Consider the following 13,473-nt stretch of genomic DNA (forward strand, 5'->3'; position numbering starts at 1 on the left):
CTGATCCACTTCTTGTGGGCCGGTTGCAGAGGGTAACGGTGCTCAGTCCGCGAGGAGGATTTGGCGTCGGAGTAGGTCGAACCCGGCCCGGCCGTACCCGTCCCTTTTGATCCGCTTCACTCTGTTGACGTTGCCCTCGACTTTGCCGGAGCTCCATTCCAGGGTGAGTCCGGCGGTGACGGCCTCGAGGTCTTGTCGTAGGCCACGGGCCAGGCTCCGCAGCGGTTTCAGCCCTGTGCGTTCGGCATCGCTGAGCCACTTGTCGAGATCTTGCCGCGGCGCTCGGTCATCATCTGGGCGAAGGCGCGCACGCAGTCGGTGACGGCCTCCAGCTCTGGGCACCGGGCGAGGAGTTGTTTGAGCTTGAGCGCGTTGCACTCGTTGATCTTGTCGGGGTGTGCGGTGATCAGCCAGGTGGCCTTCCGGACGGTCAGTTCTTTGGGCTTGTCGGGTGCGGGTTTGCCGCTGGCCCGTATCTCTTGCAGGTGACGGCGGACGGTCCGCTTGCTGCCGCGGTAGCCGAGCTCGACGATCTCCGCGTGCAGCCGTGCCGAGTCCGTGCAGCCCTCGTTCCAGCGCCGGTGCAGATAGGGAGAGTAGGAATGGATCTGGCCGTAGTTGCGAGGGGCCGGTGGCGAGGGACGCATCGTCAGGGGTGGCGGCGTGTGCGTACCGGCGCACCGTTTTGCGGTCCAGGCCGAGGGTTTCGGCGATCACCTGGATCTGTATGCCCTTGTCATACAGTGCGTGCACGGCGGTGTGACGCTCGTGGCGCTGTATGACGCGCAGCCCCTCCGCCGGCTCCAGCAGCCCCCGGTCGGCCGCCTCGGGCTCGCGCATGGCGGTGACCTCGAGAGGGGTGGTCTCGGCAGGTTCGGCCAGGCAACTTCGGTGTGTGGCAACGCACTTCTCAACGGCCTCGCACAGGTTCTTCCACAAATGGAACCTGTCCGCGACCTGGACCGCGTCGGGACAGGCGGTGCGTACGGCCTCGGCATAGGCGCTGGCCCGGTCCCGGCAGACGATCTCCGCTCCGGGATGTGTGCGGAGCCAGGCGGTGAGGGTCTCCGCGGTCCGGTCGGGCAGGACGTCCACGCGTTCCCCGGTTTCCATGTCCAGGATGATCATCCCGTAGACGTGGCCCTTCTTCAGGGCGAAATCGTCGACACCCAGCACTCGTGGTGCAGCGCCGGCCTGTTTGTCGGGAAGCCTGCGCATCAGTCTGAGCAGGGAGTTCGCGCTTGTCGGGACGGAAAGATGCCCGGCCAGCCGGGCCGCCGGGCGTCCGGCGAGGGCCAGCGCGATCTTCTCCAGCGTTCGACGCAGGGGCGGTGTCCGCCGCGCGAACCGCTCCGTAAGCCCGTCCACCTGCTCGACGAAAGTACGGTGTCCGCACGCCGACGTCGGGCACAGAAATCGCCGTACCAGCAGGTCAATCACGACCTTCCGCCCGGCAACCGCGAGGTCGGCCAGGCGCCGCCGATACACGCCGTGGACGCGGCCGGACGCCGCGCCGCACCCGGGACAGGCCGCCTCCCGGGTCACCGTCCGCGCCACGAGGGCGACCCCGTCGCCGTCCACCTTGGCCTCCTCCACCACCACGGACGCCGGATGGGAGAAGGCCGTCAGGAACACGCTGTAGTCACACGAACGACCATCCTTCCAGCCTGCTGTGACGCCGCGTCACTGGTCCACAAGAAGTGGCTCAGAACCGAACTGGAGTGGCCGTTGACAGGCGGCAGAACCGTTCACGCCTTCCTGCATTGGTAACCAGGGAGGAGAAAGGTGGATGTGAGGCAGCCCATCGCACGGTGCCGCATGTGACCTCCACCGATCCGCATGCGAGGCACAATCCGTAGACGGCGCACCCCGCAGAACCGATAAATCATTACGCCGAATTACTCCAAATGCGACAAGACGGTCACCCGTTTGCCGCGCATCCTGGCTAATCCAGGCAGCGTTGGACTGAATATGACGAAAGTAAGTCGACTGGTCTCCGCAGGACAGCGTCTCACCGGCGCGAAGAGCGCCGCGCCATGTATCCGCATGGGTGAGTGGGTTTTCACGCCGGCTGTTAGTCATCCCCTCAAGGCGTCGAACGCGACCTTGCACGACAAAGACCGGCACGTCGATCTGTGGTACTCCGCCTCGCTCTTGGAGGACTTGCTTGCACGGCTGGACAGCATCGAGGCAGACTTCGCCACCACGTCCACCACAACTGATGTCACGCCCAGCGGTCAGCCCAAACGGCCCTTGCTGGAGTGAGACACGCGGCCGCCACAACCGCCCAGGCCTCTGATCACCCCTGGCGCCTGGACCCGACCAGGGGACGGTTACCCACAGCCAGAGCCACGGGGCAGCCGCTGCCCCTGGTCGACCTGCTCGAGCTCGCCGCCGCCGTAGAGTCCTTCCGCCCGATGACCCAGTATGAACTGGCACCGTCGGGTGAGAAGGCGCCGAGGCCCGTGCGCATGTCTCGGCCGTCAGGGTGCTGCGGCAGTCAACAGTTATTGCCCGCTGGTCCGGGTGGGGTTCCCTGCCGATCGTGTTGGCCAACCAGCCGGAGCTGGCCGACGTGGGAGAGCCTCGCCGAGGAACGCGCCGCTGTGCGTGACCGCTTACGGACACGGACACGCCCTGAGGCCAGCAATGATCACAGCGGACTCATGGCCCACTACCGGACGCTGCCCCCAACTCAGCGCCGGGCCATCGCCGCCGAGACTTCACCCACGCTGCGGGGCCCAGCTCGTCCGCGTCGAGAAGCAGATGGCCAAGGATCGCTCGCCCGGTGCGCTCGCAGCCGTGCTCACCGGCGGCCGCGCGATACCGGCCCGGCATCGCGATTTGACCCCGAAGCCCTAGCTCGGACGCCAGGGAACAAGTAACCCGCCAGTAGCTTTCACGGCTTGCGACTCATTGCGCGTTCGCTGCTGTGGCGGCCTGTTCGTCGTGTTCGCGCAGCATCCGCATGACGGTGGCGGGTGCGGGAGCTGGCTACGGTCCGGCTGTGCGGGTGGGATTTCTGACTGACGAGCAGGCCGGTGCCTACGGGGCCTTCGGTGAAGTGCCAACGCGCCCCGAGCTGGAGCGGCTCTTCTTCCTGGACGACGACGACCGCGACCTGACGGCGGCCGGCCCCGGTCATCACCGACGACATGCTCCACACCATGCTTCGCCGCCGCGACCAACGGCGAGACCATCGAGGACATCCAGTCCGACTTGATCATGCCACCGCATCTACCGGGCGCTGGCCGACCACGAGAAGACCCAGGCGCACCCGGAGGCCGTCGAGGGCCGACTTCGCCGCCCTCCAGCAGCGCGACCGCCGTACCGCTGGCCCCCATGACTGGTAGCCCGGTCGGGTGAACCGGTCGGTGATCGCCTTGTCCCGGAACGGGCCTCCGACAGGCTGACGGCTACCCGCGAGAATGGAGTTCCGTCAGCATGATCAGGCAACACCCAGCCCCGTTGGGAATCTCCACCGGTCTGCCCGGGGGTCTTGGCGCCTCCGCGGCGCACGTGGCCGCTGCCCTGGCAAACGCAGGCGGGGCGCTGCGCCCGCCTGTGTTCGCCATGCCCTATCCGGCCCGGCTCAACCCGTACGTGGACGCGGCCCGCGAGCGGGCTGCTGTCTGGGCCGGGCAGACGGGCCTGACCGGGCCGGGCGGAGTCTGGAGCCAGGAGCACTTCGATGTCCTCGACCTGGCGCTGTTCACTGCACTGGCCCAGCCACACCTGCCCCGCGAGGAACTGCTGCTGATCGGCGACTGGAATGTCTGGGCCTTCGCCGTCGATGACCACTTCCTGACCTACAAGGCAGCCGCCGACGAACCGGGCGCACAGCGGTTCGTGGCACGGCTGACAGCCTGTATGCCGCTGGACTCCACTCCCGCACCGATGCCCAGGAACCCGGTTGAGCGCGCGCTCACCGACGTCTGGGCCCGAACCGTGCCCGCACTGCCGGCAAAGCCGCGCCACAAGCTTCGGGACGCGGCGCTCGACTTCGCCGCCGCCAACCTCTGGGAGCTGGCCAACACCCGGCGCGGCCGTATCCCAGACCCGGTCGAATATCTCCAGATGCGCCGCCGCACCGCCGGCACCCCCCTCTCCACCGTCTTGCCCTTGTACGCCCGCGGGCGAGACATCCCGGCGAAACTCCTCGCCCACCCGACCGTGCTGGCGCTCATCGAGGCCTTCGCCGACAACGTGGACTTGCGCAACGACCTCTACTCCTACCGCAAGGAGACGGAGCTGGAGGGGGATCGCAACAACGCCGTCCCGGTGTTCCAACACTTCCTGAGCTGCTCACTGCAAACCGCGGTAGACCACGTGGGCAATCTGATGAACGCCCGGTTGGACTGCTTCGACCGGCTCGTACGGGAGGAACTACCAAAGCTGGCCGACGAGTTCGGTCCGGATGCGTACGGGACGATGACGGCCTACGTCAACGATCTGAAGGACTGGACGGCCGGCGAGCACGCCTGGCACCCGCAGACCGGCCGGTACACCGTCAGCCTGCACTGACTATCTCTGCCAGTCGGCGGGTCCTCGTCCAGGAATCGGCCGATGTAGCGGATCGCCCAAATCTGCACGCCCATGCCGGTGCGCATCCGCACGACGCAGCGCGATCAGATCACGACCGTCATCGTCGAGAAGAATATCCGCTCCGGCTCCGGACGCGTGGGCACCCTGTGAACATTGCCTGCGGCATGCCGGGCGGGCAGTGGCGGTATGCACGGCGGATCCGGCGACGTGCCGCAGCCGCACAGGCCCCGGTGTCTTAGCTCAGACACCAGCCGCAAAGTAGCGGGGCGAACACGTGCGCGCCGCCGTGGCGGCCTGATGGTCGTGTTCACGGAGCATCCGCATGACGGTGGCGGGTGAGGGGTGCTGGCCCTTCTTCGTGCCAGTGGTGATGACGAGCCGCTTGGCGATGTCGCGGAGGCTCATCTCCTGGTCGCGCAGGTGGAGGGCCATGGACAGCATGGACTCGTCGGTGACGCCCGCGCCGCCGATGGTCTTGCCGCGCTTGCGGGCGGATTCGCGGCCTTCGAGGGTGCGGTCGCGGATGTACTCGCGCTCCATGCCGGACATCGCTGCGAGCACGGTGAACACGATGCCGGAGGGGTCGTGCGCGCCCTTGAGCTCTCCGGTGAGGAACTCCAGGCCGACGTCGCTGGCCTTCAGTTCCTCGGCGAGCATAGCGAGTTCGATGCCGCGGCCGAGGCGCTTGTGCTCGTTGACGACCAGGGTCACGGCGACGCCTGAGGAGCGGATCTCCCCGGCGAGCTTCACGGCGGCCTCCAGCTCGGGGCGCCGGGTGGCGCGGGTATCTTCTACGAGAAGACGCGCGCGCCATCCCGGCTTCGGCGAGGGAGTCGAACTGTACGTCGAGGGACTGCCGGGCGGTCGAGGCGCGGGCGTAGCCGAGGCGGACGTGCCCGACCGGTTCGGCGCCCGGCGTTCATCGGCCGGGGCAGCTCGGTCCACGTCGAACCCGGCTTGCGTACGGCGGGGGTCGGCACGCTGAGCGTCTTGGCGAGTTGGGGCACGAGGCGGAAGCGGGCGGTGTGGTACTGGATGGCCACCTTGCCCTTGCCCGTCCGACACGGGGAGCCTGCGGGGGCCAGCCCGCCAACAGCTCTTCCGGCGACCGCTCCTGTCGCACGTCCCGCCCCCTGTCGTCGACCTCCCGGGCATTCACCAGAACAGTCCAACGCGGCGTCCCATTGCCGGGAAACGGGCCTCAGAACCTACTGGCGGGTTACTTGTTCCCTGGTGTCCGGGCTAGGACTTCGGGGCCGATTTGATCGACCAGGCGTTCATCGACATGGCGGAGGGGCGGGGGCCTCCCCCTGAGTGGTGGACACGCTGATACTGGATCTGCTCGATCCGGAGGAAGCGAGAAGACCGCCGATGGCGATGAAGGACTACTCGGACGAGTTCAAGGCCGATGCCGTGGCCCTGTACGAGTCCACACCCGGGGCGACATACAAGAGCATCGCCGCTGACCTGGGCGTCAACCGGGCGACCCTGCGGGAGTGGGTACTGCGGGACCGCGAACGCCGTGGCATCACCGCCGCGGCTGCGAAGCCGGGCGCCCAGCCTCGGGAGGCGGCGCCGTCCGCTGATCCGAACGAGCGGGTGCGGCAGTGGAGGCCCGGGTGGCCGAGCTCGAGGCAAGTGAGCGCAAGCTCGCCACCGAGCGGGACATCCTCCGCAAGGCGGCCAAGTATTTCGCCGGGGAGACGAACTGGTGATGAGCCGCTTCCAGTTCGTTGACGACCATCGCAACACCTACGAGGTGAAGCGGCTCTGCCAGGTCCTGGACGTGAACCGGTCCAGCTACTACAAATGGCTCGCCGGCGCCGAGGCCCGGGCCACCCGGCAGCGGGAGGACCGGGTCCTGGCCGAGGAGATCCGCGAGGTCCACGGCGCATCCGGCGGCGCCTACGGCTCCCCGCGCGTGACGGCCGAGCTCCGCGAGAAAGGGCGGCGGGTCAACGAAAAGCGGATCGCCCGGATCATGCGGACGTTCTCCATCACCGGCATCCGCCTGCGCAGACGCGTGCGCACCACCGTCCCGGACCCGGCCACCTCACCGGTCCCGGACCTGTTCCAGCGGGACTTCACCGCCACCGAACCCGGCCTGAAATACATGGGCGACATCACCTATCTCCCCCTGAAAAACGGGGAGTTCCTCTATCTCGCGACCGTGCTGGACTGCTTCAGCCGCAAGGTCGTCGGCTGGTCCATCGCCGACCACATGCGCACCGGCCTGGTCGCCGACGCACTGCGGATGGCGGCCTCGACCCGAGGCGGCCTGGACGGTGCCGTGTTCCACTCCGACCACGGGGCCCAAGACGGCTCCCGGGCCTTCGCCGGCCTCTGCGACCAGTTCGGAGTGACCCGATCGATGGGCGCGGTCGGCACCAGCGCCGACAACGCGGCCTGCGAAAGCTTCCACGCCTCCCTGAAACGCGAGACCCTCCAGGGCACCCACGACTACGGTGACGCCCGCACCTGCCGCAGAACCGTCTTCGCCTGGCTGACCCGCTACAACACCCGCCGCCGGCACTCCGCCAACGGCCACCTCAGCCCCAACGAATACGAACGCCGACACCACACCGCTAAACTCACGCTCGCCGCGTGATCAATAACCGCGTGCCCACCTTCACGGGGGAAGGCCCGTACGAGCGTGTCATGCTCACCATGCAACGAGCCGATGGGCCGGCCGCTGGGCACTCCATGGGTAGCTGGCCTGCTCGCCGACATGCTGGTCACCAAGCACGCCCTTGACCCCTCGACGGTGGCAGCGCACTTCACCCGGTCGGCCGCAGTAAGGGGAATTCGCCAGCCAACCGATCCGGGCGACGCGAAAAGCTCAGCATCCGGGCTTGTGCTTCATCCAGATAGCGAAAGGCTGGACGAGAATCCTGGTATCCGGCACGCTTCACCCCATCGGCTCCGTGACCAGATCTCGATCGACACCGTTGACCCGACGAAGCGCGCAAAAGCATGGATGGGACTGTGCGCTCCAGGGGCCCCGACGACCGCGCTAGGCCCGGGGCCCCACCACACACCACAATCCCGCCCAGTCCTACTCCTAGGCAGTGCACCTGTGAGGCAGGACCGAGGCAATCATCGTGAAGCGGCATGCAACTGTGACGCCCGCACGGCTGTCCCTTTGGCCGGGGGACCCCATTCGCTAGGCTCCCGGGATGCCATGGAGTCCTCCATTAGCGCCCCGCCCCCGGTACGAGTGCGGGCCCCCTCCGCGCACGTGTGCACCTTCGACCTGACGGTCCACGGGCCCTCAGGGAGTCGGCCAAGTCATCGCACCCGCCTCGCAGGTCCCGGTCGACTACGACGCCCGATCAAGTTGGCATCCGCTGCGGGCTCTGCCACTGAGGCGCGACGCCAGCCGCTACCGGGGCGAAAGCGACCACTTCGACACAGGGTGATCACGCTGCGCATTTTGCCATGGCGGGGAACCAGTGCGGCCCCCCGCCATTCCGCATCGTCGCCCTGTCGGTATCCGTGACCATCGCGGACATCGTGTCGAGCACAGCGCGCAGCAGGGCGAACTCAATCGCCGACTGAGCAACGATCACGGAGCAGGGTTCGCCGGCCTCGCTGCACAGCCTGGGGTCCTTGATCGTGGCGACGTTGCCCACCCATCGGACTTGCCGAGCACCCCGGCGCGTTTAGCGGCGCACGCCGAGATCATCCGCGACAACCAAGCGGCGGCACTGGAAAACCTGGCGGTCTAGGGACTCGCCCGAACACGCATGGCCAAGTCCGTCCACAACGTCGGATGGTCGGCCTTCGTGACGATGCTGGAATGCAAGGCCGTGAAGTTCGGCCGTTGTTTCCACCGCATCGGACGCTTCGAGCCGACCTCTCAGGTCTGCTCCGTATGCGGCGTCAAGGATGGACCCAAACCCCTGGGCATACGCGTGTGGGAATGCGGAGCCTGCGGGGCCGTCCTTGACCGGGACATCAACGCGGCGGTCAACGTCGCCCAGGCCGCCGTACTGGCGGTATCAGCCTGCGGAGTGCGGGTAAGGCCGGGACCCGTCCCGGCACGGCGCGAAGAAACAGGAACCCACCCGGAGCCTAATACTCCAGCTGTAGATCGTGATCTTCACCGTTGTGGATGGATCGCCGCCTGCATGCAGATCAGCTGTCTCGTAGCGTCCTGACAACCGCGATGGCCTGATCCAGCAAGTCGATGGGGCAGCCCCAGTAGTCATAGATGCCGCCGCGGGCGCGGTTGCTGCCGCAGACAACAAATACGCCGGTTCCCAGCTCAACCTTGAGGTGGGTGGCCAGCCAGCCGACGAAACCGCTGTTGTCCACGTGATCGGCGAAGTGGAAGGAGAAAATTCCGAAGCGTTCGACGCCGTTGCCCTCCTGGGTGAGCGGACCAGGCGGCTCCAGCTCTCCCGGTCCCGAACGACTGCCAGCGTCTCGGCGGTGAGTGCCGGCGGCTGGTCAGCCGGAGACTCTTCAAAACGCCAGACGCCGTCGTGCACGACGAGGTCAGCCTGAGCGATCACACGGCGTAGCCGCTGCTCTGTCTGTTCCGCAGTCTCCATACTCACACTGACCATCAGCGAGACTCCTTGATCCGTGTAGCCGTGATCCCACCCGGGGATCATCGCGCGATCGCCTCTTCTGTCGGAACGAGGGCTCCTGCAGGGCAACCGTCGTCGCAACGCCCTCGCCGTCTCGTCTATTTCGCACGCGGCTTCCTCGTCTCCGGAGACTCCGTCGAGCAAGATCGTGATCTTCATGTGGTGGCTGCCTGTCGTCGGTAGTGGCAGGCGCGTGCTCGGGCTTGGTGGCGTCGTCGCCAGCGGGACCAGTCGAGCAGGTGTGCCGCCGTGTGGTCGGGCCGGACGGCCAGGGTGATGAAGAGTCGCTGGATCTCGTTGCAGGACAGCGGGATCAGCCCGTCAGGGGCGCCGTGCTGGGCGTGTTCGTCGGCCCGAACGACGGTGAGGAAGGCGTGGGCGAGCATGGCCGGAGTGACCCAGCGGGTCCAGGACGAGTAGCGGCGGACTTGATGCTCGTCCAGTCCGGCCAGGCCCTTCTCGGCCTGGAAGGTCTCTTCCACCCGCCACCTCGATCCAGCAACTCTGACCAGGGTGGTCAGCGGGACGGCCTGCGGCGAGTGGCAGCGGTAGTGGGCGAGTTCACCGGTGCTGCGGTTGCGCCGGATCAGTAGCTGGCGGTGGCCGGGGGCGTCCTCGGCCAGGTCGATGACGGCCCAGTGGTAGAAGCGGTGGCCCTTCGCGCCGTCGCCGGCGGACAGCTGCTGCCAGGCACGCTTGGGCAGCTTCTTGGCCAGCGCGTCGGCCCGGAGCTTGCCGGCGCCAGTGGTCACCTCGGCCGAGCAGGCCACGGCCAGCACGTAGCCGACGCCCCGTGCCGCCAGAGCGGCCCGCAGTTTCGGGTTGCCGCCGTAGACCTCATCCCCGGCAACCCAGGCGGCCTGGTGTCCGGCGTCCAGGAATCGTTCGATCATCACAGTGGCCAGTTCCGGCTTGGTCTGGAAGGTGAGCTCGTCGTCGAGCCCGGCGGCCTGACAACGATCCGGATCGCTGGTCCACGAGCGCGGGATGTACAACTCCCGGTCCACTGCGGCGTGTCCGCACTGCCCGGGTACTGGCGCTGGACGCCGACGGTGTGAGAGCCCTTCTTTAGGTCCCCGGTCTCGTCGACGACCAGCACCGCGGCCTCGTCGCGGAGGTGCTCGACGACGTAGTCGCGGACGTCGTCCCGCACGGCGTCGGCATCCCAGGCCGCGCGGCACAGCAGGTGCTGCATGCCGTGTGGCGCTGCTTCCCCGGCCCATTCGGCGATCGTCCAGCAATTCTTGCGGGGCAGGTCCGCGAGCAATCCGAGCACCAACCGCCCGGCCCGCCGCCGGGGTTCGACCCGTGCGAACCGTCCGGCGATCCGGCCCATGAGGGCCTCGAAGCTCGCCCGCCAGCGGGTGGAATCTATGCTGTGACCTGCGGCCACCGTCTCTTCGTTAGTCCACACAACTCACGATGATCAACGGTGACCGCAGCCGTACCCACACCGGCCCCACCAGCAAGATCACGATCTACAGCTGGAGTACTAAGCCGGTGACCACCGGCAGGCAGGCGGGAAACTCCGCCCTTTAGGGCGGAGAGGATGTCAAGAGGCGTGAGTCCTGTGGCGACAGAGGTACTGGAACCTCAATCGCTCGTCGGTTGCGTCGACAAGGAATGCCATGGTCCCCCGCTGTTCGCCGGGCCCCGGCTTGTGGAAAACAAGAAATGCCGGGCCGGGAACGATCCCGGTCCGGCATGTACAAGCAGCGCTCAGATGTCGAGCTTGGGCTTCTTGAAGCCCTTCGGCAGCTTTACCGTGTTGGAGCAGTCCACGACCGGCCCGGCAGTGGCGGACCCGCCGTCGCCCAGCAGTTGGTGCTCCCGGAACACCACGTTCGGCCGGCCGGGCGTCGTGCAGTGCTGCTCCTGCCTGACAATGCGCTCGCCGTCCTTGTCGACGTGGGTCTCGCTCTTGCGGATGCAGACGTTGTCACTGCTCCCGCAGTCACCCGCGCGTCCGTCTGCGTATGCGTGCCCGGCGCCGGCACAGATTGCGGCGAGACTTCCGACGATCCCCGAGATGGCGGCGATCTTCTTCGGAGTGAACATGTGCTGCATTCCTTTACAACGTCGGGCCCGGGCGCCTGTGTCATTTGACCGGTGTGCGCCCGGGCCCGAGAAGGTTTCGGAACCGATCATTTCGCGTCTGACGCGCTGACAGCTGCGCCGACGGAGGAATTGCAGCAGCCCGGACGCACAACGTGATGAGCCGTCGCGCGTCAGGGCTGCCTTTGCCAAGAGGGCTGCCCTGCACACCGTCGAACATGCCCGCCGGTACGTGACCAGGCTGTTTGCGGTAGTGCGAGGTGCATCAGCTGTCTGGAGAGGGCTGATGCGCCCGTGGCAGCGCCGAGAGGTTGAGCCCTCGGTTGGTCTTACTGGCCTTCGCCGTGCTGGCCGTAGGCCTGGTCGGGTCCGTGCTGCTGACCGTTCTCCGGCCCGTACTGCGGTCCGTGCTGCTGACCGTTCTCCGGCCCGTACTGCGGTCCGTGCTGCTGACCGTTCTCCGGCCCGTACTGCGGTCCGTGCTGCTGACCGTTCTCCGGCCCGTACTGCGGTCCGTGCTGCTGACCGTTCTCCGGCCCGTACTGCGGTCCGTGCTGCTGACCGTTCTCGGGCCCGTACTGCGGCCCGTGCTGATGACCGTTCTCCGGCCCGTACTGCAGCCCGGCCTGCGGCGCAGCGTAGTAACCGCCGCCGATGGCCACCGCGTTGGCCGTCGAGTTGGCCACGGCAGTGACCGGCGTCGGCCCGCCGTCGCCGGCGAAGCTGACACCGGCACCGAAGGCGGACAGCCCGGCGACCGCCACGGCTACGACTGCAGCGCGCTGAAACTTACGCATGTCAAACCCTTTCTTACCCAGGCAGGGCGCCTGGCTTGACTACTCAGTGTCTTTATTACACACATTTCGCCATATGTCGGGATCTGAACTGCGTCGTGTCGGCATATTCGCCGCATCGCGGTCAGGGTTGCACCGGCCGGACTACTTCACGGGCTCGGCCTTAGAGCAGGCCGAATGGCTGCTGGTCACCGTCGGCCACGCCGGGCACTCCCGACGTGGTGGGGGAACAGGTCACTTCGGGCCCGAGCCGCATCGTCCCGCCCCCCATCGCGGAGGGCACAATCAAGGGCTTCACCGGCGTGCAGGTCTCCCTGTGGGGCATGACACCGCCCTCCGGGAGCTGACCCTTGATGTGTTGTGTGGTGTGGCAGGTGAGGTTGCCCATGACGTCGCGAGTGCAGGTTTGTACGCCTTGCCCGGCATATGCAGCGGTGACGCTGGTACAGGCCATGGCGAGGCCACCGGCGAGCACCGAGACAACCGCGATCTTCTTCCTGGTGAACATGTGATGCGCTTTCCGTTGCGTTGGGGGTGCCCGGCGCGCCCGGCCACCGGGCGCGCCGGGTTTCGTCTTCGACACTCAGGCAACCGGCCCGAGGAAGGGGACCCTTCGAGGTCGGCCTCGAAGGGTCCCGCGCCAGGCACAGGGCTCCGACGCAGCAGGGCTTAGCGGGTGACCTTGCTGTTGTACTGGCCGCAGGCCGTGTCCAGGGTGCCGGCCAGACCGAGCACACCAATCGGGATGTCGTTCTCGGCCACCGTCTGCGGGCTGCACTCCTGGTAGGGGCGGTAGAGGTCATACACCTTCGGTCCGCGGTCGGAGTTGTCGGCGACAGCGGTGCCGGCGCCGATGGCGGACAGACCGCCCGCCGCCGCCACTGCTGCAATGACGACCTGCTGAAGCTTGCGCATAAGACCCTCAGATTTTCGCTCGTACGTCGAGGCTGATTGCCTACCGTTACTGAACAAACACTAGCAGTAACGGGATTCAGCTCTCCACACCGCCCATCCCTGTCGGGGACGTCGGCTCAACATCAGGCGGATGGACTCTAATTGGCCGATAAGCGGTTCGATTGATTGATCCTCGACATGTGTCGTCAACATCACGCGAGACAGGTGTCGACACGTCAGATGCACCGGCGCCGGCAGTCAACACGACTGCACGAAGGGGACGTTGCGGCAGCAGTATGTTGATTTCACGACCCGGGAGCGATCGCGCGCGGCACGAAGACGATCAGGTTTCGCACTCCCCCGGCATACCACCGGACGTACTTGCGGATGAAGGCTCAACGCGGTGGGCGAGGCAGCCGGCCCGCACTTGGAGGCAGAGGCGCCGATCTCGCCGCCAGAGCCTGTTTAATCTGCCGAGGATCCCTGGTTTGCTCGGCGGCGAGTATGCGGTCGGCGCGGAATGGCTCCTCCAGGCTGACCTCTTCATGCCTTTTCGTACTGACGCTACGAGCCGAGTCGGATAGTGGCCG

10 protein-coding genes and 4 pseudogenes are annotated in these 13,473 nt (G+C 67.0%); 4 read left to right on the plus strand and 10 right to left on the minus strand.

Annotated elements, in window-relative coordinates:
- Positions 1 to 42: 42 nt before the first annotated feature.
- Entirely contained in the window at positions 43 to 1,602 is a 1,560-nt protein-coding gene (locus AS594_RS38160) for an ISL3 family transposase (protein WP_240509363.1), read from the minus strand.
- A gap of 327 nt (positions 1,603 to 1,929) precedes the next feature.
- Between AS594_RS38160 and AS594_RS38165 the strand changes: the two genes are divergently transcribed.
- Together AS594_RS38165 and AS594_RS38170 are read left to right on the plus strand one after the other, a co-directional pair.
- Complete coding sequence (locus tag AS594_RS38165; protein WP_141746953.1) at positions 1,930 to 2,265, plus strand: hypothetical protein; 336 nt, start codon at positions 1,930 to 1,932, stop codon at positions 2,263 to 2,265.
- A gap of 1,179 nt (positions 2,266 to 3,444) precedes the next feature.
- On the plus strand, positions 3,445 to 4,524 hold the full coding sequence (locus AS594_RS38170; RefSeq protein ID WP_141747243.1) for a terpene synthase family protein: 1,080 nt from the start codon (positions 3,445 to 3,447) through the stop codon (positions 4,522 to 4,524).
- 261 nt (positions 4,525 to 4,785) lie between these two features.
- On the opposite strand, the gene AS594_RS46975 is transcribed toward AS594_RS38170, so the two are convergent.
- Positions 4,786 to 5,295, minus strand: coding sequence for a recombinase family protein (locus AS594_RS46975; protein WP_240509364.1), 510 nt, complete (start codon positions 5,293 to 5,295; stop codon positions 4,786 to 4,788).
- 41 nt (positions 5,296 to 5,336) lie between these two features.
- Positions 5,337 to 5,588 carry a hypothetical protein gene (locus AS594_RS48245; protein ID WP_420877918.1) on the minus strand — a complete coding sequence of 84 codons (252 nt, stop codon included), beginning with the start codon at positions 5,586 to 5,588 and terminating at the stop codon, positions 5,337 to 5,339.
- A 328-nt stretch (positions 5,589 to 5,916) separates the two neighbouring features.
- Between AS594_RS48245 and AS594_RS38185 the strand changes: the two are divergent.
- Positions 5,917 to 7,153 (plus strand): annotated as a pseudogene (locus tag AS594_RS38185) (IS3 family transposase).
- An 811-nt stretch (positions 7,154 to 7,964) separates the two neighbouring features.
- Here the strand turns inward: AS594_RS38185 and AS594_RS38190 are convergent.
- Entirely contained in the window at positions 7,965 to 8,177 is a 213-nt protein-coding gene (locus AS594_RS38190) for a hypothetical protein (protein WP_069934099.1), read from the minus strand.
- 45 nt (positions 8,178 to 8,222) lie between these two features.
- Here AS594_RS38190 and AS594_RS42210 point away from each other — a divergent pair.
- Positions 8,223 to 8,705, plus strand: a pseudogene (locus AS594_RS42210) (zinc ribbon domain-containing protein); the annotation flags it as partial.
- Here the strand turns inward: AS594_RS42210 and AS594_RS48250 are convergent.
- The 6 genes and pseudogenes from AS594_RS48250 to AS594_RS38220 form a co-directional block, all read right to left on the minus strand.
- Positions 8,683 to 9,299: pseudogene (locus AS594_RS48250) on the minus strand (DUF6196 family protein). The pseudogenes AS594_RS42210 and AS594_RS48250 sit on opposite strands and share 23 nt — an antisense overlap.
- Positions 9,296 to 10,476: pseudogene (locus AS594_RS38200) on the minus strand (IS701 family transposase). Before AS594_RS38200 ends, AS594_RS48250 begins: the two co-directional pseudogenes overlap by 4 nt.
- Positions 10,477 to 10,859: 383 nt before the next feature.
- Positions 10,860 to 11,198 (minus strand): hypothetical protein, encoded by a 339-nt coding sequence (locus tag AS594_RS38205; protein WP_069934101.1) that lies wholly within the window; start codon positions 11,196 to 11,198, stop codon positions 10,860 to 10,862.
- Positions 11,199 to 11,524: 326 nt separating this feature from the next.
- Positions 11,525 to 11,992: a hypothetical protein gene (locus AS594_RS38210; RefSeq protein ID WP_141747244.1), complete on the minus strand. Its 468-nt coding sequence runs from the start codon at positions 11,990 to 11,992 to the stop codon at positions 11,525 to 11,527.
- Positions 11,993 to 12,152: 160 nt separating this feature from the next.
- A complete protein-coding gene (locus AS594_RS38215) occupies positions 12,153 to 12,497 on the minus strand; it encodes a hypothetical protein (RefSeq protein WP_069934103.1) in 345 nt (114 codons plus the stop codon).
- A 161-nt stretch (positions 12,498 to 12,658) separates the two neighbouring features.
- Positions 12,659 to 12,904, minus strand: coding sequence for a hypothetical protein (locus tag AS594_RS38220; protein ID WP_069931021.1), 246 nt, complete (start codon positions 12,902 to 12,904; stop codon positions 12,659 to 12,661).
- Between the last annotated feature and the right edge of the window lie 569 nt (positions 12,905 to 13,473).

The sequence above is a fragment of the Streptomyces agglomeratus genome (assembly GCF_001746415.1).
GTDB lineage: Bacteria > Actinomycetota > Actinomycetes > Streptomycetales > Streptomycetaceae > Streptomyces > Streptomyces agglomeratus.

Excerpts from the sequence above, each read along its gene's own strand:
- AS594_RS38215 (WP_069934103.1), bottom strand. The coding sequence starts at position 12,497 with ATGTTCACCAGGAAGAAGATCGCGGTTGTCTCGGTGCTCGCCGGTGGC.
- AS594_RS38220 (WP_069931021.1), bottom strand. The coding sequence starts at position 12,904 with ATGCGCAAGCTTCAGCAGGTCGTCATTGCAGCAGTGGCGGCGGCGGGC.
- AS594_RS38205 (WP_069934101.1), bottom strand. The coding sequence starts at position 11,198 with ATGTTCACTCCGAAGAAGATCGCCGCCATCTCGGGGATCGTCGGAAGT.
- AS594_RS38170 (WP_141747243.1), top strand. The coding sequence starts at position 3,445 with ATGATCAGGCAACACCCAGCCCCGTTGGGAATCTCCACCGGTCTGCCC.
- AS594_RS38210 (WP_141747244.1), bottom strand. The coding sequence starts at position 11,992 with ATGCGTAAGTTTCAGCGCGCTGCAGTCGTAGCCGTGGCGGTCGCCGGG.